The organism is Leucobacter chinensis (genome assembly GCF_019049105.1).
GTDB classification, from domain to species: domain Bacteria; phylum Actinomycetota; class Actinomycetes; order Actinomycetales; family Microbacteriaceae; genus Leucobacter_A; species Leucobacter_A chinensis.
Map to the genome: position 1 here is coordinate 164367 of NZ_JAHQZR010000003.1, position 21350 is coordinate 185716.

Here is a 21350-nt window from a genome sequence, read left to right on the forward strand (position 1 = left end):
GCGCTGTTTGTCGGCCGAATTCGCGTTTCTGGACTCAATCGGGGCTGAATCGCTGCTCAGGCGGGGCTGAATCGCTCAGGTACCCGTTTACTTGACGAAAAGCAGGGTGTAACGCCAGAAACACCCTGCTTTTCGTCAAATGGATTGCCGGCGGAGGCGCGCAGTCAGTTTGCGCTGTCATCACGCGCAGAAAGCGGATCTCGACCGCGAGATTTCGACATTCGACCGCGAAAGCGCTGCCGCCGGCCACACCGAAGGCCACGCCCGTTAAGCGGCACGCCTCAGCTCACGACGCAACACCTTACCGAGGGTGTTGCGAGGCACGATTTCGATGAACTCGATGCGCTTCGGGAGTTTGTAGCGAGCGAGTTGGCCCGCGCAGTGTTCGGCGAGCTCTGCGGCGAGCGCCTCAGCCGCAGCCGCAGCCGCAGATTCTGCGGCACCGCCCTCACCGGCACCGCCCTCACCGGCAGCACCCTCACCGGCACCGCCCTCACCGGCGGCGGCATCAGCGTGCAGCACCACGTGGGCAACAGGAACCTCACCCCAGCGCTCGTCGGGCTCGCCGACCACGACCACATCAGCAACCGCAGAGTGAGCAGCGAGCACCGTTTCAAGCTCTGCCGGGTAAATGTTCTCGCCGCCACTAATGATGATGTCTTTGACCCTGTCGACGAGATGCACGAAGCCGCGCTCGTCGAGGTACGCGACGTCACCGGTGCGGTACCAACCGTCGGCGGTCAAAGCCGCCTCGGTCGCCTCTTCGTTCTGCCAGTAGCGGTCGAAGCGCTGCGGGCCAGAGACGAGCAGCTCGCCCGCCTCGCCCCGGGGCAACGGCTCGCCGGTTTCGACATCGACAACCGCGACCGTCGAGCCAAACACAGGTTTGCCCTGAGAGTCAAGGTTCTCGCGGCCCATCGCCTCTGTCCAGAAGGTGAGGCCCCCAGCAAACTCGGTAATGCCGTACACAACCTGCACCGGGGCGGCAAAAGCAGAGAACGCTTCGACGAGTTCACGCGAGACCATCGCACCGCCGCAGGTCACGGCCACGAGACTGCTCGCATCGACCTCGGTCGCCCGCGCAACCTGAATCATCGCGCCAAGCATGAGCGGCACGGTCATCATCGTCGTGATGCGCTCCGCCGCAATGGTTTGCCAGACCTGCACGGGGTCAAAGTCGCGCATAAAGACCGTCGTGGTGCCACGCAACACGTTGCAGGTGAGCGGGGCAAGGCCACCGATGTGAAACATCGGCGCAACGAGCAAAAAGCGGTGCGCCGTCTCCCAAGAGATCGTCGAGAGCATTCCCTGCCCTGACCAAAACATATTGGCGTTCGTGAGCACCGCACCCTTGGGGCGACCGGTGGTTCCCGAGGTGTACATGATGATCGCATCATCGCCATCTTCGCCAACGATCGCGGGAGCAGGCAACGCTGCGCCCGTCGCGAGCGCATTTCGATAGTGCGGATCATCGTGCCCCACCTGGTGCGACCGCCCACCGTTTTCACCCTCACCAGCGATACCGACGACGCGCACGCGGAGTTCGGGAACCGCTTGCGTCACGGCTGCCGCTGTTTCAGCGAAAGCTGAATCGTAGAGCAAGCCCGTTGATCCGCTATCGCGTGCAACATACTCAAGTTCGGCAGGCGGGAGGCGCCAGTTGCCAACGACCGAAATCGCGCCGAGCCGCGAGACGGCATACAGTGCCGTGGCGAGAAACTCGCTGTTCTTGGCGAGCAACAGCACACGGTCGCCGCGGCCGATGCCCTCTGCTGCGAGATATGCGGCGAAGCTGGCCGCTCGAGCGTTTGCTTCGGCGAAGCTGAGGCGGGTGTCGCCGTCAACAAACGCCTCGTGATGTGGAGCAAGCTCAGCGCGAACTTCGAGCAGTTGCGCGAGCGTGAGTGGCATGGTCATGGGTGTCCTTTCGGTGGTGCGTCATTGCATCTGAGGAGAGCGGGTAAGAATAGCGCGAGCATCGATGGTGCTGTCGAACTCGCCGTAAACTCCGTGGCGGCGTTCAAGGCGTGAGCCCACGTACGCGTCGGCGACCGCCGCGTTGCCGTGTCGAATCAGGAGCGAAGCCTGCAGCGTTTGGGCGAGTTCGCCGACAAAGCCGCGGGTCTCGTACTCCCATGCTCCCGGAGCGGTGTTCGCGGCGCGCTGCTCGAGACGTGCGAGCGCGGCATCGTACCGAGCATCACTGCCCGTCGCGAGACGGAGCTCGTCAAACATCACCGTGAGCGTCTCGGGGTGCTTCGTGATCGCGCGAAGGCCGTCAAGCGCGGCGACGTTGCCGCTTCCCTCCCAAATCGAGAAGAGCGGCGCCTCGCGGTAAATGCGGGGCAATCGTGAATCTTCAACGTAGCCGTTGCCACCGAGGCATTCGATCGCTTCGGCCGCGTGCCCTGGGCCCCGCTTGCACACCCAGTACTTCGAAGCCGCAAGACCGAGACGGCGAAGGGTTGCTGCTCGTTCATCACCACGCTGAGCCGCATCTGTGAGCGAGGCAAGCCACAGAGCGACAGTCATCGACCCCTCTGACTCAACAATGAGGTCGGCAAGCACGTTCTGCATGAGCGGCTTCTCGATGAGGCGCGCACCAAATGCAGAGCGGTAGGTGGCGTGATGCACCGCTTGGTCAACACCGTGGCGCATCAGCGCAGCCGAACCAATCGTGCAGTCGAGGCGGGTACCGTTGACCATCTCGATAATCGTCGCGACCCCACGCCCCTCGTCGCCGAGTCGCCAGCCGATTGCGTTCTCGTATTCAACCTCACTACTCGCGTTCGAGCGGTTGCCCAGTTTGTCTTTCAAACGCTGAATACGAATCGGGTTGAGCGATCCATCGGGCAGCACCCGAGGCAGCACAAAACACGTCACTCCCTCTGCGGTCATTGCCAAGGTGAGCAAAATGTCTGACATCGGCGCAGAGGTAAACCACTTGTGACCAACGATTCGGTAACTGCCGTCGGCAAGGGGCTCGGCCGTGGTCGTGTTCGCGCGCACGTCTGATCCGCCTTGCTTCTCAGTCATTGACATGCCCGCGGTAATGCCCCGCTTGGTGCTTGTGTGGCGCAAGCCAGGTTCATAGGCCGTCGAGATGAGCTGCGGCTCGTAGATCGCGGCGAGCTCTGGGTTTGCCCTGAGCGCTGGAACCGCCGAGTAACTCATCGAGACGGGACAACCGTGACCGGCATCAACGATCTGCCACACGCTGTTCTTCGCCGCCCGAATCAGGTGGGCGTTCGGGTCGGCATCGCCCCAGGCTCCCGCGTGCAGGTTCTCTTCGAACGCGATGCGCATGAGCTCGTGGTAGGCGGGGTCATACTCAACCTCGTCAATGCGATTACCGAACCGGTCGTGCGTGTGGAGTACCGGAACGTTCTTCTCGGCAAGATCACCCAACCGCTGCGCGTCGGCGCTCCCCGCGAGACTGCCTACACGATGCACTTGCGGCGACGCGTGTTGCGCTCCCGCGCGCTGAAGCGCCTCGTGGATCACCGGCGCCTGCCCGGCATCGTAATCGATGAGGGCCGGAGCCTGGTTGGTAACGCTGTGGGTTTTCATGGGGTCTCCTCTTGCGTGGCGAGCATCTCGGCTCCACGTTCGGGCCGCAAGCTCTCGATGTATGTCGTGGTGAGATCACGACGGAAGTCTTCGTAGGCCCAGCGCAGTTCATCGGCCGGGTAGCGCTCGGGGGTGAGCTCATCGGGCAGCGCTGGGTCGAGCTCAAGGAGCCGCACGGCAGCGGCGGCAGCGCGAAGCTGAACCATGTGGTCAGTGCTCTGGCGCATGAGGTTGAGCACCTCGCGGGCCTCTGCTGCCCAGACCTCGGTGTTCCACAGCATGCGCGCAAGCGCCCTATCGTCAGCGGGCATCGCGAGCATCGTCGTGTGCTCGGCAGTGATGAGCGGCACCTCGTTGGCGAGGTTATCTGGGCGCATCCACACGCCTTCACGCAGTTCGGCGTACCGGGCCTCGGTGAGCATCGCCCTGGTCTGTGCCCGGTCAGCGGCTGCCCTTCCCGGCCCAAGCAGTACGACCGTGCGCCACATGCCGGTGTAGGCGAGCCTGCGCGGCGATATGCGCGCCTCGGTCGTGCGCTGGCGGAGCATGTGCTGGGGCGAGAGCGTGTAGGTCGAGTTCGTGCTGTCGAGTTCGCCTGAAGCAACCATGCGCGAGAGTGCAACACGCACCGACGACGCTGCAACCCCGAAGTGAGCGCCGACTGCCACGAGCTGATGGGCCGCCATGCTTGGCGGCGTCGAGCCGAGCAACACGCTGAGAATCATTGAGCGCGCCGAGAGCGGCGGAACAATCTCGTCCAGTGATCGTGCCATTCTTGAGCCTCGCCTTCGAGCCTTCGCAGTGCCTTGTTACAGAATTTCTGTGACTGTTCTCAGACTGTAACACCGGCGCCTGGGAACCGCAAGGGAGGGCCTGGCTGCGGGGGGCTGGGGCTGGGGCTGTCGGCTGCGGACTGCCGGCTGCGGCGGGGCTCCGAGTGCGGGGCCGCGGCGGGGCTGAGGGCGCGGGGCCGCGATCCACCCGCCCCACGATCCACTTGACGAAAAGCAGGGTGTTTGCGCGAAAACACCCTGCTTTTCGTCAAGTAAACGCAAAAACGACGTGCAACGGCAGCAGGTAGGCGGCCAAGCAGCCGAGAGCGGCCCGAAACGCACCGAAACGCCGCCATGGCGCGCAACGATGCACGCCTCAAGCCGCAGATCGGCCACCCCGCAGCCCCATTCACTAACCGTTCATCGAACATTCCATTTGCAGTACACCGGTCTCGTAATTGCCCGACACCTTCGGGGGTTTGAATACTGATGTTCTCGAAATTCTGCGAGAGCGCCCCCTCCTTCGAAAGGTAAGCCATGCGTCTTCACGCACAGACCGGGTCACGCAAGACCGCAGTCGCCACTTCAGCCCTCTCGCTCGTTGCCATCGCGATGGTCGCGCTCACCGGGTGCAGCCCGCAGAGCGCCGCCGCCGGCGACAACGCGAAAGACGGAAAGACCGAAACAGAGACCATCACGATCGCCACGCTGCCAACGGGCGACGACCCCATGGCGGTCAACCCCATTGAAGCGCTCGGCGAGCTCATCACCGCCGAGACCGGCATGGAGGTTGAGATCGTTGACGCACCTGATTACCTCGGGGTGGTCGAGGCTGTGCGCGCCGACCACGTCGACATCGCGCTCATGAGCGCCTTTCCAAGCGCACTCGCGGTCAACACCGGTGAGGTCGACGCACTGATGACCTGGCCCGGATCGCCCGACCCGGTCTCAACCTGCTACGTGCTCGAAGACTCGCCAATCACGAGCGTCGAAGAACTCAAGGGCAAAACCGTCGCCTTCGCCGATCCCGGTTCAAGCTCGGGCTTCTTCATGCCCGTGCACCTGCTCGACAGCGTGGGGCTTGAACGCGACGTCGACTACGAGGCAATGTTTACGGGCGGGCACGACCGCAGCGCGATTGCGGTGAAAGAGGGCCAGGTCGATGCCGCCTGCACCGCGACCATGCTCATGGGCATGACCGGCACCGACTACTTTCCTTTCGAAGAGGGCGAAACCCGAGCCATTGGCACGAGCATTCCCATGGATGTGAGCATGGCGGTCATCGCCAGCCAGAAGATGAGCGACAGCAAGCGTGAAGCACTGCTCGAAGCATTGCCCAAGGTGTTTGTGCCCGAAAACGAAAAGCAGCTTGGCGTATATGCCGAAGCCGGAATCATCGGCGTTGAGCCGACGCTTGAGCCAGAGCGCAGCATCTTCCAGTCGCTCGTGAACGTTGCAGCGGTCGCAGGCGTCGATATCGCCGACCTGAAGTAGTCGTCACCATGATCGATACGACGCTTCGGTCAGAGCGCTCTGACGCCATCGGCAACCCAACGACCGGCGAGTTGCTCGCTCACATGCCACTGGTGCAGGTGCACGACCTCGAGGTCGAATACAACCCCGACGACGGCCTCGTGCTCGACGGCGTCAATCTCGACCTCTTTCCGGGCGAGATGGTGGCGCTGCTCGGCTCGTCGGGCTCGGGCAAGTCAACGCTCATGAAGAGCCTCACGGGCTTTGCCCCGATTTCTGGCGGATCGGTGCGAGTCGCTGGCCACGATGTCACCAACCTCAAGCGCGGCGAGCTGCGCACGCTCCGAGCGAGCACCGGCCAAGTCTTTCAACAGTTCAATCTCATCGGGCGACTGAGTGTGCTCACCAATGTGCTCACGGGCGGGCTCAACCACGCGGGCCCGTTCAACCTCGTGGGCGGGTTCACGTCGGAGCAGCGCCGACGCGCGCTCGACCTGCTCGACCGGGTGGGCATCGCCCACAAGGCAAGCGACGAGGCACGCTCGCTCAGCGGCGGTCAGCAGCAGCGCGTGGCTATTGCTCGAGCGCTCATGCAGCGGCCAAAGCTCATACTGGCTGACGAACCCGTCGCTTCTCTCGACCCGAAGCTCTCTGACGCTGTTCTTGAGCTGTTGCGCAGCATTGCTCGCGAAGACGGCATCCCGGTGCTCGTGAGCTTGCACGTTTTGCCCCTTGCCATGCGACACAGCGATCGCATCGTCGGGCTGAAGAACGGAAGAATGCTCGTCTCGGCACCCACCGCGTCCTTGGACGCTGCCGCCCTTGGGGCGCTCTACGAAGGAGAGGAGGAGGGTGATGACCGCCATCGTTGATCCGCCAAAGAAAAAGAAGGCCAAGGGTTCGAAACCCTCTGGCAAGAAAAAGAAACAACTCGACCCTGCCGAGCGGGCGCGACTGGAGCGTGCTGTAGCGATGCCCCGAGCCCGGTCGCTCATCGGGGTCGCCGTGGCCATCGTCTTCTTGCTCTGGTCGTTCCAGGGTGCGGGCTTCAACTTCGAGAAGCTCGGCCAGGGAACCGTGAACATGATGAGCTTTATCGGCCGCCTGTTTCCGCCAGACTTTTCGAAGATTGGGCTCATCACGCAGTTGCTCATTGAGACGGTTCAGATGGCGCTCGTCTCGACCGTGCTCGGCTCGGTACTGTCGCTGTTCGTCGCGATGGCGGCCGCCTCAAACCTCTCGCCGCGGTGGCTGTACTACCCCGCGCGCTGGATCATGAATGTGATTCGCGCGATTCCAGACCTCGTGTTTGCGCTCATGTTCGTCTCGGCTGTCGGCCTCGGCCCGTTCGCGGGCATTCTCGCAATGACCCTCGGTTCAATCGGCTCGATCGGCAAAATCTACGCTGAGGCCATGGAATCGGTCGACAACGGCCCCATTGTGGCACTGCGCTCGGTGGGTGCCTCACAGCGCCAGGTCATTCAGTACGGAGTGCTGCCGCAGGCCGCACCGCTGCTCGTCTCGTACACACTGCTGCTGTTCGAAGGCTCAGTGCGCGGGGCAACCATGCTCGGCCTCGTTGGCGCTGGCGGCATCGGCCTCGAACTCACCACCGCGATGCGCATGTACGACTACGGCCACCTCAGCGCAATCATCATCTGCATCATCCTCCTCGTTACCGCTATCGACCAGGGCAGCGCCCTCATCAGAAAGAAGATCACCTAATATGACCAGCATTACCCTGAGCGCCCCGGTAAACCTGCGCGACCTCGGCGGCATCGCCGTTGACGGCGGATCGCTGCGCACCGGCCTCGTCATTCGAACCGACGATCTCTCGCTCGTGACCGCATCGGTCGCAGGCGAACTGTACGAGAAAGGCCTGCGCTCAATCATCGACCTGCGCTCGGTCGAAGAGGCCCAGGTCACGGGCCGCGGGCCGCTCGGCGAGCTGCCGGTTGCCTACCACCACGTGCCGCTCATGGGCAGCATCGGTGAGGCTATGGACGGCGACACGCCAGCACTCACGCACGAAACCATGGGGCGCATGTACGTGGGCCTCGTCGAGAACGCGGCGAGTCAGCTTGTCACTGCGCTCAACGTCATCGCTTACTCACCCGGAACGACCGCGTTTCACTGTGCCGCTGGTCGTGACCGCACTGGTGTGCTGGCAGCCGTGTTGCTGCTCGCGCTAGGCGCTGATGACCAGGAGATCGTTGCCGACTACGCACTGACCGGCCCCAATATGCCCGCCATTCAAGAGCGCACCCAAAGCGTCATCGGGCCCATCATGCTCAAGCTCGGCTTCGACCTCGAACAGCTGAACCGCGGAAGCGAGCTTGAAAAAGACGGCATGGAGCACTCCATGCAGATGCTCATCGCAACCCTGCGAGAGACCTACGGCGACCCGCTCACTCCGCTGCGCGTCGCAGGGCTCTCGCCCGATACCGTCGCCCAGCTGCGTCGCCGAGCGCTCGATCCTGCCGCATGACGGAAGAGGCCTACGAGGCCGGGTCACCTGAACGTCAGGGGCCCGGCCGCCCCCGTATCGAGGGCCTTGACGAGCGTATTCTCACGGCAACAGTCGAGCTGCTCGACGCCGGCGAAGAGGTCACGGTGTCTCGCGTCGTGGCCGCAAGCGGCGTCAGTAGGGCAGCCCTCTACCGGCGCTGGCCATCAATCACGGGCCTCATCGCCGCCGCTCTCGACGTCGGCCGCACCGAGTACCCGCCGGTCGAGGTCGGCCCCGGGCTCAAGGAGTCACTACTGCGCTCACTCACCCCGGAACCGCACACCGGCGAGCACGCTTCAACGCGCGATTACCCGATGCACCGGTTTCAGCAGCGCCTACGGCTCATCATCGACGACCCTGAATTGCAGCACGCCTACTGGCAGTCGCATATCGCCCGCCGCCGAGCCCCGCTCGAGGCAAGCCTCACCGAGGCCATCGCTCAGGGATTCCTTCGCGCAGACCTCGACGTCGCGGCGAGCGTCGACGCCCTCGCCGGCATCGTTTACTACCAGCTCATCATTCGCGGCGACGACCTCCAGGCCCCTGAAGCGCACGCCCGCGTGACGGCGGCCTTCGACGTGGTGTGGCGTGGCATGGTGGGTGCCGCGGGCTCGTCGTAGTCGCGCGCGGTTGCGCGCGGTGCCGGGCCGCCCTGCGGCGCTTGCGGTATTTGCGGGTGCTTGCGCGTTCCGGGCCGCCCTGCGGTCCCACCGCGCGCAGGCAGTGCCGCTCAGCGCAAGGGCAGTGCCGCTCAGCGTTTGGGGGCACTTCTGCGGCGGCTCTGCTCCGTCTACTTGACAGAAAGCAGGGTGTTTTCGCGCAAACACCCTGCTTTTCGTCAAGTGAACGCAAAAACAACGCGCAACGGCGGCAGGCACCTGTGACCCGCACCCGCGGCAAGCGCCAGCAACCCGCACCCGCGGCAGCCACCGACAGCGGGCACCGACAGCAGCCACCAGCAACCCGCACCTACGGGTGCCGCGTCACCACCGTCTCGAGCGGCGGCTTCTCGGAGGCCGTCACCCGCAGGTCGCCCGCAGGGTGGCCGAACGCGATGAGCGTGATGACGAGCTCATCTTCAGGAATGCCCGCGACGGCGCGCAGTTCGGTAGATGCCGCGTGGGGCATGGACCAGTTGAGGAAGCAGGTCGCGATGCCGCGCTGCTCGAAACCCCACACGAGGTTCATGGCGAAGATGCCGCCATCGATCCAGGGCTGTACGAACTCGTCGGTTCCGGTAAACATCGGTAGCGAGGTCGTGACGATCGCGACGTGCTCGACCCCGTCGAGGCCACGGTTGCCCTGCTGCAGGGCGAAGAGCTTCGCCACCATCTCGGCGCCGTGGTAAAGGTGCACGCGGCCCGTCACGCGATTGCACACCGAGGGGCTCGCGAGCGCGGTCTCGATCGCGGCGTTCATATCGGCGTCACTCACGGGCTTACCCGCCTCGAAACTGCGGGTCGAGTTGCGACCCTCGAAGAAGCTCTTGACCGCGTCGCGCGCAGCACCGGTGAAGGGGCCAGCGACCTGGGCCGGGCGGCCGCTCAGATCATCAAGCTGGCCGGTTTCGTTCCACAGGCGGAGCGACGTCAGCGCCCGTTCGGCCTGCGCGATGGCCGATTCGAACGATTCCCCGCCGCCAGCCGTTTCACGTGCAACACGCAAGAGCTGCACGAGGTCCCGCTCGATCGATTGCCCGAAGGGTCGCCTGGGCTTCGCGAGGCTCAGGCCCTTCTCGACCCGATGCAGCGACTTGCGCAGTTGCGCCTCGATGAGGTCTGGCGAACCGAGCGCCTCGGCTTCGAACTCGAGTGGCCCACTGTGGCGGTCATAGGTCGCGGCATGGGCAACCGCATCGGCCGTCGCGCCAGCCGAAGCCGCAGGAGCCGCCGAAGCCGCCACCAAAGCGCCGCCAGCCCCGCCGCGCCCCTCATCACACCCCGACACGGTCACACCCACTCCACGGTCGGCCCGGCGACGATGCAGTCGATGTGCACGCCGGCAGCGATCGTTCCGCCGAAGGTGTTGTTCGAGCCGAACGCAATGTGAATGGTGTCGTAGGCCTTCTCGTCTTCGAGAATGTCGCCGATCACTCCCGCGGCGTGGTTCGTTCCGATGCCGAGCTCGGCGACCTGGCGACCAAGCCCATCGCCCAGCATTTCGAGAAGACGCGCGCCCTGCGATCCGCTGGCACTCTCGAGGCGGCCCTCGCGCACCTCGAGCACGACCGGCTCGTCGACGAGGCCGATGCCCGCGATCGAGCCGTTGACCTCGAGTGTTCCCGAAACGGCATATTCGACGGGGGCCACGTATGCCTCACCGCTCGGAAGGTTTCCGCCGACACCCTTGCCGCGAAAAACGCCGGTGCTCGCGATGCCGTCGCGCCCCTCCAGCGGGACCCTCAACCGGTGCGCCCCGCCGCCCGAGTGAATGATAACGGAGCTCGCCCGGGTGATCTTCTCGGCCATCTCGATCGTTTCGCGTTCGACACGAACGTAGTCGGCGGTCATCGCGCCCTCTGTGAGAATGTACTCGGTGATACCGGGCATCGTGACGAAAAGCTTGCCAGCTGCGACCGCCTGCTTGCGCGCCGAGGTGTGCGTGAGCGAGTGCTTCGTGAGGCAGAACGTCGCGTCGAAGGCGAGAATGTGCTCGAGCGCCTCGGGCGTCGGCTCCTCGCCTGACTTCTCGCGGTCGGCCATGACGAAGAGCTGCGCGTGCACGTCGTTCGCGAGCAGTCCGTCGAGAAACTTGGAGGCGACGGGCTCGGTGCTTCGGTCAGAGAGCACGAGCACCCGGTCGGCGGCGTCGATCGTGACGTTGTTCGCGAGAATGTTTCGCACGACGGCGTGGTACTGCTGCATGGTTATTCCTTTTCGGTGAGTCGAGCGTCGGTGCGCTCTGCGTCGCATAAAGCGGCGGATCCCGCCTGCCGAGCACCCAGCCCGGCCGAGTCGCGCGGCGTGAGCCCGAGGCTCGCCGCGACGGTCTCGGGAACGAGGTCCTGTGGCACGAGCACCTCGATCGTTGCCTGCGGATCGGGCCCGGCTACAAGCGCGCGAAGTGCCCTCGCCGCGTGCGCTCTCGTGTACCCAATGCAGTCGAGCACGATCGTGCGTGCTCCCTCGGCTGCGAGTTTGAGGGCCGCGCCTTCAATGTCTGAGTCGAGATATGGCGAGGCGCTCGCGAACGCGAGGGGCACACCGAGCGGCTGCCACTTCTCGGCCATGACGGCTTCTTGCCCCGGCAGCGGCACGATGAGGCCGAGGGTGGCCGGAGCGCCGTCCGCAGCAGCAGCAGCGGCAGGGGCGGTGGCAGCAGCGGCAGCAACAGCGGCAGCAGCGGCGGTGGCAGCGGCAGACCCCGGTGCAGGTGCAGTAGCCGATGCCGGTGCAGGGGCAGGGGCGCCGAGGCTCCGCTCGCGCACCGCTTCGACGAGCAGGCGGTCGGGAAAATACAGTGGGGTGTCGCTTGCGAGCATCGGGAAATCTCCGGTGCACACAATGACAATGGCGTCACAGGTTGCGGCCAGCTCGTCGACGTGGGCCTGCATGCGGTCGAGAATGGCGGTTTTTGCAATCTCGACGCTCTCGCCCGTGAGCAGCTTCGACACGTAGGTCGCACTGCCCTCACGGGGAGCGAAACGGGTGGCAATCTCGGCGGCGGTGAAACCGTCGAGGGCGCCGCGCTGCACGACCGTGACCCCCGTCCCGTCGAAGTGCGGGGCAAAGGCGCGCGTCATGTCGTCGCGGGGCGCCTGGCCGATCGTGATGACCCCAACCTGTGACACCGTGGTCTCCCTACGCCTTGGGCAGGGTGCTGAGGTGCTTCATCGAGCCGTACATCGAGACGAGGCTCTCGAACTCGGGCTCGTCAACAACCTCGCAGGTGCCCGCGCCAACCTCTTTCGCGACCTCGATCACGAAACGCGTCGCGAGAGCGATATCGACCTCATGGCTCGCGCCCGTCGCACTGCCGGGAACCGCCGACTGAGCGGTGATCGCGACACCAACAACGGGCACCTCAGCCGCAACGGCCGGCTGCAGAATGCTGTTGATGTGGTAAACCCCGTTGCCGTACGGCGTGATGTCCTGCGTCGAAATGGGCAGCGCCTGGGCGGGCTGGCCAGAGACGGTCTCGAGAATGCGGAGCAGATCTTCTGAGTACTTGAGAATGTAGCCCTGCTTCACGGGTGCCGAGATGGCGACGCCGCGGTGGTTGACCACGCGGTTACCCTTCGTGGTGTCGATCGACAGGATGACATCCATCTCATCGACGACCTCATGGGTGTTCATCGCGAGAATGTCGACAGGAGAATCCATGAACTCGACCGGCTGGTGCGGGCGGGTCGGTGCGTCGGGGCAAACGTGCGTCGTCACGATGACGTCACCGGGAAGGCGGTCGCCGCGCGTGCTCATCTCGGCGAGCTTGTATGCCGAGCTGATCGCCGCGGCCGCGCCATCGCCGTCTGAGACGAAGCCGATGCGGGTTGGGCGGGCGCCCAGGCCGCCCAGGCGGCCGATGATGCCGGTCGTCTCGGCTGGCCCGCCAGTCTTCTTGCCCTCGGTGCCGGCGATCTCGATGCGAATGAAGTCGGTGCTTCCCTTTTCGCCGGTCACCGTCGTGGTCGAAGCGGTCACGTGCTCAAACCCGGCAAACAGGTCGACGACTCGCTGGCCGCTGGCGGCCCCGTCGTCGAGCAGGTCAAGCACCTCGAGTACATGCTTCAAAGCCAATGTTCTGTTCCTCTCACTTACACGTTCAGAATGGGTTTGTTGATGATGGGCTCGATGCTGCCAAGCAGTGCTTCGTTGTGCATCGTCGAGCCGAGCAGCAGTCGCTCGCGGTCAACGCAAATCACGGTGAGTTCCTGGCCGACCTCGACCCTGGCCGTCACAACGGGTGCACCGGTCTTGCTGTCGAGCGTCATGATGAGGTCAGGGAACGTGCCGAGGCGCTTACCGTCGATCTCGAGCGTCATGTACTCGTTCCAGAAGGTCATCTCGGCGCCGCCCAGCTCAACCGTGCCAACGTCGAAGCCACCCTGTTGCGTGAGTTCTGAGCGTTCGACCGGACCCTCGGCCACGATCGATCCGCCGAGAAATTCGACGACGGCTTCGATGCGGGCGCGGCCCTCTGGAGCCGCGTGGTAAGCGGCGCCCAGCTCGATCGCCTGGGTGATGCCGCCAACCGCGGCGTTCTCGGTCACGTACCCAACCTGCACGGGGTTGCGGCACACGGCGACGAGGCCGCCAGCCTGCACCGAGACGGCGCGCGCGGTGTCGGCCGCGAGCCCGAGCCTGGCCTTCACGAGGCCAGAGACGCGCTGCGCACCCTTGCCACCCGCGAAGGCCTGAACCGACTCGTAGCCGTCGAGCTCGTGCAGGTTCATCGACCCCATCGAGCCGGTCGGGTGCGCGCGACCGTTCGCGGGCGCATCGATGACGGGAAGCCCGAGCGCTGCAGCCTGAAGCCAGCCGTTGGTCGTCGTGCCCGCGCCGTTCTCGTTCGTCATGACCGCCGCGAGCGGGGTCTCGAGCGCGTCGTTGACCATGCGCACCGTCGCGATGAGCTGGCCAGCGTCGTAGTGCGCATCGGCGGCCGAGGGGGCTCCAACGAGCGCGACGCACGCCACGTAGGCGTCGTCAGCGAGCTCGTCGGGAGTCACCAGCTTCGGGCCTTCGAAGGTGTCGAAGAGCGTATCGACCTTCTCGATGCCCTCTTCGAGCACCCCGCCTCCGCCGCCTCCCAGAATGCAGCCGCCATACACGGCGTTGAGTGCGTCGGTGCGGGTGAGCTGTCGTGATGCCATGGGTTAGCGTGCCTTCCATACTGAACTGAAGAAGCTGTAGAGTGCGTCACCGGCGATGAAGCCGGCCGCGAGGGTGTACATCGTCTTCTCTGACTCGGGGCCGCGCACCTTGAGCACGACCGCGCGAATGATGATGCCGACGATCACTGCCCAGCCCGCGAGCGGGTTGAGAATGAGCAGGCCGGTCGAGAGCATGATGCCGATCTGGCGCTTCGGGCCACCGATGAGCTGAACGATTGCGCCGGGGATGGCCCAGAGGAAGAGCTGCATGCCGACCTCGCCTGAGAGTCCCGACTCGATCGTCGTGGCGAAGACACGGTCAACCGGGGGCAGCATGTCCTGCGAGAAGAGCGACTCGTGCGCGAGGGCAACGACGACGAACGCGACGGCGAAGCCGATGATGCCACTCTTGAGCTGCTGGCGGCGCCCGAAGAGCTCCTGCTGCACGTTCTGGCCCTTGCGCAACACCACACCGGTCTTGAAGTCAAAGCCCATGTCGGCAAACGCCGGGCCGGTCGCCGCAACGTAGCCGGCGAGCAGCGCGAGGGCGACGGGCGGGAAGCCCATCATCATGCCGAGCAAGAGCATAATGAGCGTCACGGCGAAGGCCGGGAACCAGCCCGAGTGCATGGCAGCGATGCCGACGATGATCTCAGAGACGAGGGTCGCAAACGCGGCGAAGACGACGAACAGCAGCAGCTGCCAGAACGAGAGCTCGGCAATGAGCCCGCCCATGACGGCGAGCAGAGCAGCGCCGCCGACGTACATGAGACCACCGAGGCCAAAGGCCCGCTTCACGTCACGGTCTGACCGTGAGTAGACGTGCGAGACGGCCTTCTCTACGGGATTGAGCGAGGGCTCTGCGGGCGAGGTCTCGGCCGACGCGTTCAGCGCGGCCTCCTGGGCAGCCTTTTCCTTCTTGCGCTTCGAGCCGAGCAGAATGAAGACGAACTGCCCAAGCGCCACGACGCCCGCACCGATCATCATGCCGTGGGGCATGTAGATTGCGTTGACGTCGACGCCGGCAAGTGCCTCTGAGTAGGCGCGAACCAGCAGGCCAACGCCGAAGAAGGTCAGTGCCCAGATGTTGCCGATGAACGCGACACCAAAGGCCGACATCGAGATGCCGAAGTGCGAGCCGATGAGGCCGCCGAAGATGCCGAGGCCTAGCAGGCCCGCTTTCTTGCCGCCCTGGTCGCCTGCCTTGAGCGCCTCGGCCGTCGCGACGCCCGAGGGCCAGATCTCGTTCGATCCAAAGAGCTTCGAGTCGAAGAGCTTGTAGAGCACAAACACGTCGATCGCGAGCGCGATGCCCGCGCCGATCAGCATGGGCCACACGAGGTTCGGCATGCCGAGCGCGTAGGGAATACCGATCGGAATGAGCAGGCTGTTCGCAGCGCCGAAGGTGGCCGCCGAGATCGTCGTCTGTATGAGGTTCTGGTTGTGAATGTTGCGGAACTGCAGGAACCAGCGAATCGGAATACGCGCGACGATCATCGCGATGAGCGCGCCAATGATCGAGGTGTTCGGGCTAATGCCGAGCGTGGTGATGAGCTGAATGCCGATGATCGACCCGAAGATCGCGACGAACGCCGAAATTATCATGAACGTGATGTTGAACGTGCGCTGCTGTTTGCGCCCCTCTGGGGCTTGGGTTTCTTGAGGAGACATGTGGTTACGCCTTTTGAATCAATGAGTAAGCGTTGGCTTGGGCTTGCACGAGGTCGATCACAGGTGCCTGGAGCCTCGGTGCGAGGTAATCTTTGAGACCGATCGTCGAGAACCCGGTGCAGGCGAAGAGAATCGCGTTTGCGCCCTCGTTGACCGCGTGCTGGGCCTCGACGTGAAGCGACTCGAGCGCATCATCGGCAAAAAGATCGGTTGAACGACGGTGCCGCTCTGACACTCGGTACGAGTGAAAGCGGTCGCCGAGAATTGCGCGCATACGCGGTGGCGTATCGTCGCTGATGCCGATGACCGCGACCTTATCGGCAACCATCATCGCAGCGTGTGCCCCGCACTCACCCGCACCAAGCACGGGAATGCGCACGGCCTCACGGGCGGCGGCAAGCGCGGGATCGGCCGCGCAACTAATGCTCACGGCGTCGATATCGCCGCGGGCTTCGAGCTTGTGTGCGAGCTCGATAATCTTGGGCACCGCGGTGGCCTCTGACGCATCGTCATAGATACCGTGCGGTTGGTCTGCGATGCACTCGGTGTGCGCACTAAACCCGTGTGACTCTTCCATGAGTCGCGCGTGTTCTTGCAACACCTGTTCATCGGTGGTGCTTAACACCCGTATGATTCCCAGCATGAAACGACACCTTCATCTTTCCGTGCTCCGTGGCCCGGGGTCTGCGTTAACGCCCGTACCGTGTCGGACCATCAGAGCCTAAGGCCAAGACTTCACCCGTTTCATTGGCAAAGCGTGAACTGTTTCTCAAGAGAATTTCCCACATGGGAAATCGCTACAGTCGCTTCTGCGCCTTCAGCGCGAGAAATAAGAGCACGCGTGTCTCCATGCTGCTCATCGGGCGACCGAGCAGGTTCGTGATGCGCTCGAGCCGGTAGGTGATCGTGCGCCGATCGACCACGAGCTGCTCGGCCGTTTTCGTCACGTTGCCGTCGTTGCCGAGATAGGTCTCGAGTGTTTGCATGAGCTCGGGGTGCCGCTCGAGCGGCCTGAGCGCGGCTCCCGCGTATGCCCTAGCTTGCTGGGTATTGAAGAGCTGCCACACGAACGCATCGAACCCGAGATCATGCTCTGAGAACACGAGCTTCTCGTCGCCGTTGTGTCTGCCAAATTCGAGAATGCGTTGCGCCTGCTCGATGCGGTCGCCCATCTCTTCGACGTTCGTGAACAGGGGGCTGAGCCCCATCTGCACCTCGAGAAGGTCGCCCACCTCGCCCGTGAGCCTCGCCTCGAGCGGGTCTAGCGCCGACCCTGAGTCGTGCACGATGAGAATGACCGTCTGCAAGAGGTCTTCGCGTCGGTGCAGCAGGTAGAACCGGGGCTCGCCGCTCTGCTTTGTCGCGAATCGCTCGTCGCCGTGCTGCCCCGCCTCGCGGTACAGCCCAACGAGCCGCTTCGCAATGTCCTTTGTGTGCCGCATGGCGACACTCGCGTAGTCGACGACCGAAGACGAGAATTGTTGCGGATCGACCCCGCCAAAATCAATATACGCCACCTGGTATGTGCGCCCGCGGTGCTCGTCGAGCCCACGCAGCACCTCAAGAAACCCCGAAACCGACTCGATCGGCAGGTACCGTTTTCGAATGATATTGATCGATCCGATGACGACAATGTAGATTTTGTCGCTGACGGCCTTGGCGAACTCCTGGTCGAGAAAGTGCTGCAAGAGCCCCGTTCCGGCCCGCGCCACGTAGTGCACGATCGCAAAGACATTGCCCTGGTAGGCGAGCGGCAGCAGAATGCGTTCTTCGCCCTCGCTCAGCACCACCTTCTGCAGGCGGTAGATCTGCATGTTCGTTTGCCACTTACCGAGCAGCTCCTGCGCGTTGGCGTGCGTCGGCGTCGAAAAGGGCGCGAACCCGCTGCGCCAAGCATCGGGCTTGTTGCCCGCGCTCGTGTAGAGCAGCCTGCCGCCCGAATCTTCAACATAGACCTGGCAGTCGAAGAGCTCGCTGATGTGGTCGAGGGTACTCTGCACGCGCGTGTACCGCTCACTCTCAAACAACGCCGTGGTTACGGGCGCGTTCTTCTCGCTCACTCTTCCCCCATCAGCCCCGCTCCCGCGGGCCTCGTGCGTGCGGGCGCCGTGATGTGCGCCCACTTACGCTCCAGCGTACTCGCTGGCGCTTTCATGCGCGCGAAACAATGTGCGCGAAGCAATGCGTGCGAGACCGAGGGTGAGGCCTGGCAACGCTAGAGCGCAGCGGTGACGAGCCGCGCGGCAAGTGAGCGAGCCGTGAGCACGGGGGCTCCAGGGTGCTCGTCGCGCATGGCCTGTGCCATGGCTTCTGAGTAGCCGATGCAGTCGAGAAAAACCCAGGCGGTGGGGTCGGCCGCGAGCCCCCGCGCCACCTCAGCGAAGCGCTCGAGCGACGCCGTGTACGGGTCGCAGTCGACGACCGTGACGGGACGCCCGAGCCGCGAGAGCCAGCGCGTCTCTATGCCGGCAACCTGCTCTGGCTCGGGGGCGACCACGACGAGGGGTGCTGCGCCAACGAGGGCCGCGACGGCTCCGTGAGCGAGCGACTCGGCCATAAACAGCGGCACGGGGGCCGCGATGCCCACGAGGTCACCCGTGCAGATGACGAGCACGGCGGTGGCGCCCGCGGCGACGGCGCGGTCGACCGCGGCCTGAATGAGGGGGTGCAGGCGCTCCTCGGCAAGCACCGCACTGCCGCCACCGCGAAGGCGCGAGACGAGCACGCCCTCACCCGGGGCGGGCGCGAGGGCGGCGATCTCGGCGGCGCTGAGCTCGTCGAGCGCTCCGGTTTCGATGACCCGGTAGCCCTCAAGCAGCGGCGCGATGTCGGGGGTCACGTCGTCGCGCGGTGCCTGACCGATCGTGACGAGGGCGAGTGTTTTAGGCTGCATCGCCGCCCCTGAGACCTGCGGCAATGATGCGGCGGCGCTCTTCGCGGTCGGTGACCTGACGGGGGTCAGGCACCGGAACCGCCGCGAGCAACGCCTTCGTGTATGCGTCTTGCGGGTTGGTGAGCACCTCGCGGCACACACCCTGCTCGACGACCTTGCCGTTGTTCATGACGATGATGTCGTCGCCAATGAACTCGACGACCGAGATGTCGTGCGAGATGAAGAGGTAGCTGAGCCCCAGCTCCTCCTGCAGGTCTTTCATGAGGTTCAGCACCTGCGCCTGCACCGAAACGTCGAGGGCCGAGACCGGCTCGTCACAGACGACGAGCTGTGGGTTCAGCATGAGGGCGCGGGCAATGCCGATGCGCTGACGCTGGCCGCCCGAGAACTCGTGCGGGTAGCGGTCGGCGTGCTGCGCTTCGAGGCCCACGCGCACGAGCATGTCAGCGATCCGCTTTTTCTGCTCACCCTTCGTGAGGTTTTCGTGCAGCGCGAGGGGTTCGGCGAGCAGCCGACCGATGCTCCACCTCGGGTCGAGTGAGGCGTAGGTGTCTTGAAACACGATCTGCATCTGGCGGCGGCGCTTGCGCATCTCTTCGGCTGGCAGGTCGACGAGGTTCACGCCGTCGAAGTGTACCTCACCAGAGGTGGGCTCGATGAGGCGCAGGGCGCAGCGGCCGGTGGTCGACTTGCCCGAGCCCGATTCGCCGACGATCGCGAGCGTCGAGCCCTTGCGCAGGTCGAAACTCACGTCGTCGACGGCGCGAAATGGTTCGGCACCTCGCTTTGCCCCGCGACGCTGAAACTCTTTGACGATGTTGCGGGCGCTCATGAGAACAGTCATTACTCAAACACTCCTTCAGCGATGTAGGGCAGGCGTTCTTTGCCGGTGTTGCGGGCGGGCATCGACTCGAGCAATGCCTCGGTGTAGGGGTGCGAAGGGCGCTCAAAAATGTCGATCACGGGGGCCTGTTCAACGATGACACCACGGCGCATGACCGTGACGTTCTGGCAGGCCTGCGCGACGACGCCGAGGTCGTGGGTGACGAGCAGCACCGCGGTACCGTGCTCCTCTTGCAGGTCAAGAATGAGGTCGAGAATTTGTGCCTGCGTCGTCACGTCGAGCGCCGTGGTTGGCTCGTCGGCGATGAGCAGATCGGGCTCGCACGACATCGCCATCGCGATCATCGCGCGCTGGCGCATGCCGCCCGAGAGGTGGTGCGGGTACGAGTCGGCGATCTCGCCGGCTCGCGCGATGCCCACCATCTCGAGCAGTTCGATGACGCGTTTGCGTGCGGCTTTTTTATTGAGCCCGAGATGGCGGCGGATCGGCTCAGCGATCTGAAACCCAATCGTAAAGGCAGGGTTCAACGCCGTCATGGGCTCTTGAAAGATCGTGCCGATGCGCTTGCCGCGAATGTCACGCATCTGCTTGTTCGAGTACGAAGCCATGTCAACACCGTCGAGCACGATGCGCCCTCCCGCCATTTGCACCGCGCGGGTGGGCAGGAGCTTGATGATCGACATCGCGGTCAGGCTCTTGCCCGACCCCGACTCGCCGACGAGGCCCAGGGTCTCGCCGCGGTTGATGGCAAAGCTGATGCGGTCGACCGGGGTGCTGGTGCCGCGACGGGCCTGCACCTCGACGACGAGGTCTTCAACCTGGAGGAGTGCTGACATGGCTTCTGCTCGCTTTACTTGGTGCGGCCGAGAGTCTGCAGGTGCGTTGCCTCACCGTACAGGCTGACGAGATGTGCGAACTGGTCGGCGTCGTAGAACGAGATCTGCCCCGCACCGAAGTACTTGGCGGTCTCGATCGCGAAGCGCGACGCGAGTTCGATGTCGGTCGCGTGGCTCGCGCCAGTTGCGCAGCCTGCGACGGGCACCGCGGTCGTGATCGCTACGCCGACAACGGGCGCGTCGGTCGCGACGGCGGGCTGCAGAATCGAGTTCACGTGGTGCAGGTCATTACCGTATGGCGTGATGTCTTGCGTTGCGAGCGGGAAGACGACGGCGTTCACGCCCGTCACCGTTTCGGTCACGCTGACGAGATCTTCGCTCGGGCGCAGAATGTAGCCCGACTTGACCGTCGGCGAGATCGCAATGCCGCGGTGGTTGATCGTGCGGTTACCCTTGGTGGTGTCGATCGACACGATCGCGTCCATCTCGGCTTCGACCTCGAAGTCGTTCATCGTCTCCATATCAACGGGCGAGCCCATGAATGGAACGGGGTCGTGCGGCTCGGTGGGTGCCCAACCGGTCACGTGGGTCGTGATGATGACGTCGCCCGGAAGCACGTCGCCCTGTGCTGACATATTGAGCAGCTTTGCGGCCGCCGAGAGCGCGGCGGCGCAACCGTCGCCATCTGATACGAAGCCGATGCGCTCTGGCCTCGCACCCGCGCCGCCGAGGCGACCGATGATGCCGAGCGTTGGCGCCGATCCGCCGCTTGATTTGCCCCGTGAGCCGGGAATGAAGACGCGCACGAAGTCGGTCGAGAGGCCTTCTTCGCCCTCGATCGTCTTGACCATGATCTCGGCGTTCTCGGCGCCCTGCGAGCGCAAAAACTCGGCGAGCGATGCGCCCGAGGTCTTGGGGGTGTCGAGCATCTCGACAACGTCAATTACGTAACGAAGCATTCGTTGTTTC

The 21350-nt window shown here is 64.4% G+C and carries 20 protein-coding genes; 5 read left to right on the forward strand and 15 right to left on the reverse strand.

The features are described 5' to 3' along the window. Positions 1–267: 267 nt before the first annotated feature. The 3 genes from KTJ78_RS04420 to KTJ78_RS04430 are packed head-to-tail and all read right to left on the reverse strand — an operon-like array spanning position 268 to position 4343. Positions 268–1917 (reverse strand): class I adenylate-forming enzyme family protein, encoded by a 1650-nt coding sequence (locus tag KTJ78_RS04420; RefSeq protein ID WP_217132980.1) that lies wholly within the window; start codon positions 1915–1917, stop codon positions 268–270. 21 nt (positions 1918–1938) lie between these two features. Then, complete coding sequence (locus KTJ78_RS04425; RefSeq protein ID WP_217132981.1) at positions 1939–3570, reverse strand: acyl-CoA dehydrogenase family protein; 1632 nt, start codon at positions 3568–3570, stop codon at positions 1939–1941. After that, positions 3567–4343 carry a PaaX domain-containing protein, C- domain protein gene (locus KTJ78_RS04430; RefSeq protein ID WP_217132983.1) on the reverse strand — a complete coding sequence of 259 codons (777 nt, stop codon included), beginning with the start codon at positions 4341–4343 and terminating at the stop codon, positions 3567–3569. Before KTJ78_RS04430 ends, KTJ78_RS04425 begins: the two co-directional genes overlap by 4 nt. A 537-nt stretch (positions 4344–4880) precedes the next feature. On the opposite strand from KTJ78_RS04430, the gene KTJ78_RS04435 reads away from it, so the two are divergent. From KTJ78_RS04435 to KTJ78_RS04455, 5 genes are read left to right on the forward strand one after another with little or no spacing between them, the layout of a single operon-like run. Then, on the forward strand, positions 4881–5837 hold the full coding sequence (locus KTJ78_RS04435; RefSeq protein WP_217132985.1) for a phosphate/phosphite/phosphonate ABC transporter substrate-binding protein: 957 nt from the start codon (positions 4881–4883) through the stop codon (positions 5835–5837). Between the two features lie 8 nt (positions 5838–5845). Continuing rightward, positions 5846–6688, forward strand: a complete 843-nt coding sequence (gene phnC, locus KTJ78_RS04440; protein ID WP_217132987.1) for a phosphonate ABC transporter ATP-binding protein — start codon at positions 5846–5848, stop codon at positions 6686–6688. Continuing rightward, positions 6672–7541, forward strand: a complete 870-nt coding sequence (gene phnE, locus KTJ78_RS04445; protein ID WP_217132989.1) for a phosphonate ABC transporter, permease protein PhnE — start codon at positions 6672–6674, stop codon at positions 7539–7541. The genes phnC and phnE overlap by 17 nt, the downstream gene beginning before the upstream one ends. Before the next feature lies 1 nt (position 7542). Next, on the forward strand, positions 7543–8304 hold the full coding sequence (locus KTJ78_RS04450) for a tyrosine-protein phosphatase (protein ID WP_217132990.1): 762 nt from the start codon (positions 7543–7545) through the stop codon (positions 8302–8304). Further along, positions 8301–8945 (forward strand): TetR/AcrR family transcriptional regulator, encoded by a 645-nt coding sequence (locus KTJ78_RS04455; protein WP_217132992.1) that lies wholly within the window; start codon positions 8301–8303, stop codon positions 8943–8945. The genes KTJ78_RS04450 and KTJ78_RS04455 overlap by 4 nt, the downstream gene beginning before the upstream one ends. Positions 8946–9294: 349 nt before the next feature. On the opposite strand, the gene KTJ78_RS04460 is transcribed toward KTJ78_RS04455, so the two are convergent. From KTJ78_RS04460 to KTJ78_RS04515, 12 genes are all read right to left on the reverse strand, one after another. Beyond that, complete coding sequence (locus tag KTJ78_RS04460; protein ID WP_217133004.1) at positions 9295–10278, reverse strand: nitroreductase family protein; 984 nt, start codon at positions 10276–10278, stop codon at positions 9295–9297. After that, the gene (locus tag KTJ78_RS04465; RefSeq protein WP_217133006.1) at positions 10275–11189 is read right to left on the reverse strand and encodes an aminopeptidase; all 915 of its coding nucleotides are present in this window, start codon (positions 11187–11189) and stop codon (positions 10275–10277) included. Before KTJ78_RS04465 ends, KTJ78_RS04460 begins: the two co-directional genes overlap by 4 nt. 2 nt (positions 11190–11191) lie before the next feature. Then, on the reverse strand, positions 11192–12115 hold the full coding sequence (locus KTJ78_RS04470; protein WP_217133008.1) for an AroM family protein: 924 nt from the start codon (positions 12113–12115) through the stop codon (positions 11192–11194). A gap of 10 nt (positions 12116–12125) precedes the next feature. Beyond that, the gene (locus KTJ78_RS04475) at positions 12126–13061 is read right to left on the reverse strand and encodes a DUF1177 domain-containing protein (RefSeq protein WP_217133010.1); all 936 of its coding nucleotides are present in this window, start codon (positions 13059–13061) and stop codon (positions 12126–12128) included. Between the two features lie 17 nt (positions 13062–13078). Further along, on the reverse strand, positions 13079–14137 hold the full coding sequence (locus KTJ78_RS04480) for an S-methyl thiohydantoin desulfurase family protein (protein ID WP_217133012.1): 1059 nt from the start codon (positions 14135–14137) through the stop codon (positions 13079–13081). Positions 14138–14140: 3 nt separating this feature from the next. Further along, positions 14141–15808 carry an OPT/YSL family transporter gene (locus KTJ78_RS04485; RefSeq protein ID WP_217133014.1) on the reverse strand — a complete coding sequence of 556 codons (1668 nt, stop codon included), beginning with the start codon at positions 15806–15808 and terminating at the stop codon, positions 14141–14143. 4 nt (positions 15809–15812) lie between these two features. Next, positions 15813–16451, reverse strand: coding sequence for an aspartate/glutamate racemase family protein (locus tag KTJ78_RS04490; protein WP_217133018.1), 639 nt, complete (start codon positions 16449–16451; stop codon positions 15813–15815). Between the two features lie 154 nt (positions 16452–16605). Next, complete coding sequence (locus KTJ78_RS13870; protein WP_217133019.1) at positions 16606–17868, reverse strand: PucR family transcriptional regulator; 1263 nt, start codon at positions 17866–17868, stop codon at positions 16606–16608. A 155-nt stretch (positions 17869–18023) separates the two neighbouring features. After that, the gene (locus KTJ78_RS04500; RefSeq protein ID WP_217133021.1) at positions 18024–18701 is read right to left on the reverse strand and encodes an AroM family protein; all 678 of its coding nucleotides are present in this window, start codon (positions 18699–18701) and stop codon (positions 18024–18026) included. Then, positions 18691–19545, reverse strand: a complete 855-nt coding sequence (locus KTJ78_RS04505; protein ID WP_217133023.1) for an ABC transporter ATP-binding protein — start codon at positions 19543–19545, stop codon at positions 18691–18693. The genes KTJ78_RS04500 and KTJ78_RS04505 overlap by 11 nt, the downstream gene beginning before the upstream one ends. After that, complete coding sequence (locus KTJ78_RS04510) at positions 19545–20381, reverse strand: ABC transporter ATP-binding protein (RefSeq protein WP_217133025.1); 837 nt, start codon at positions 20379–20381, stop codon at positions 19545–19547. Before KTJ78_RS04510 ends, KTJ78_RS04505 begins: the two co-directional genes overlap by 1 nt. Positions 20382–20395: 14 nt before the next feature. Beyond that, a complete protein-coding gene (locus KTJ78_RS04515; RefSeq protein WP_217133027.1) occupies positions 20396–21340 on the reverse strand; it encodes a DUF1177 domain-containing protein in 945 nt (314 codons plus the stop codon). Between the last annotated feature and the right edge of the window lie 10 nt (positions 21341–21350).

Coding starts and splice junctions, on each gene's coding strand:
- KTJ78_RS04420 (WP_217132980.1), bottom strand. CDS start 1,917: ATGACCATGCCACTCACGCTCGCGCAACTGCTCGAAGTTCGCGCTGAG.
- KTJ78_RS04425 (WP_217132981.1), bottom strand. CDS start 3,570: ATGAAAACCCACAGCGTTACCAACCAGGCTCCGGCCCTCATCGATTAC.
- KTJ78_RS04430 (WP_217132983.1), bottom strand. CDS start 4,343: ATGGCACGATCACTGGACGAGATTGTTCCGCCGCTCTCGGCGCGCTCA.
- KTJ78_RS04435 (WP_217132985.1), top strand. CDS start 4,881: ATGCGTCTTCACGCACAGACCGGGTCACGCAAGACCGCAGTCGCCACT.
- phnC (WP_217132987.1), top strand. CDS start 5,846: ATGATCGATACGACGCTTCGGTCAGAGCGCTCTGACGCCATCGGCAAC.
- phnE (WP_217132989.1), top strand. CDS start 6,672: ATGACCGCCATCGTTGATCCGCCAAAGAAAAAGAAGGCCAAGGGTTCG.
- KTJ78_RS04450 (WP_217132990.1), top strand. CDS start 7,543: ATGACCAGCATTACCCTGAGCGCCCCGGTAAACCTGCGCGACCTCGGC.
- KTJ78_RS04455 (WP_217132992.1), top strand. CDS start 8,301: ATGACGGAAGAGGCCTACGAGGCCGGGTCACCTGAACGTCAGGGGCCC.
- KTJ78_RS04465 (WP_217133006.1), bottom strand. CDS start 11,189: ATGCAGCAGTACCACGCCGTCGTGCGAAACATTCTCGCGAACAACGTC.
- KTJ78_RS04480 (WP_217133012.1), bottom strand. CDS start 14,137: ATGGCATCACGACAGCTCACCCGCACCGACGCACTCAACGCCGTGTAT.
- KTJ78_RS04485 (WP_217133014.1), bottom strand. CDS start 15,808: ATGTCTCCTCAAGAAACCCAAGCCCCAGAGGGGCGCAAACAGCAGCGC.
- KTJ78_RS04490 (WP_217133018.1), bottom strand. CDS start 16,451: ATGCTGGGAATCATACGGGTGTTAAGCACCACCGATGAACAGGTGTTG.
- KTJ78_RS04500 (WP_217133021.1), bottom strand. CDS start 18,701: ATGCAGCCTAAAACACTCGCCCTCGTCACGATCGGTCAGGCACCGCGC.
- KTJ78_RS04505 (WP_217133023.1), bottom strand. CDS start 19,545: ATGACTGTTCTCATGAGCGCCCGCAACATCGTCAAAGAGTTTCAGCGT.
- KTJ78_RS04510 (WP_217133025.1), bottom strand. CDS start 20,381: ATGTCAGCACTCCTCCAGGTTGAAGACCTCGTCGTCGAGGTGCAGGCC.
- KTJ78_RS04515 (WP_217133027.1), bottom strand. CDS start 21,340: ATGCTTCGTTACGTAATTGACGTTGTCGAGATGCTCGACACCCCCAAG.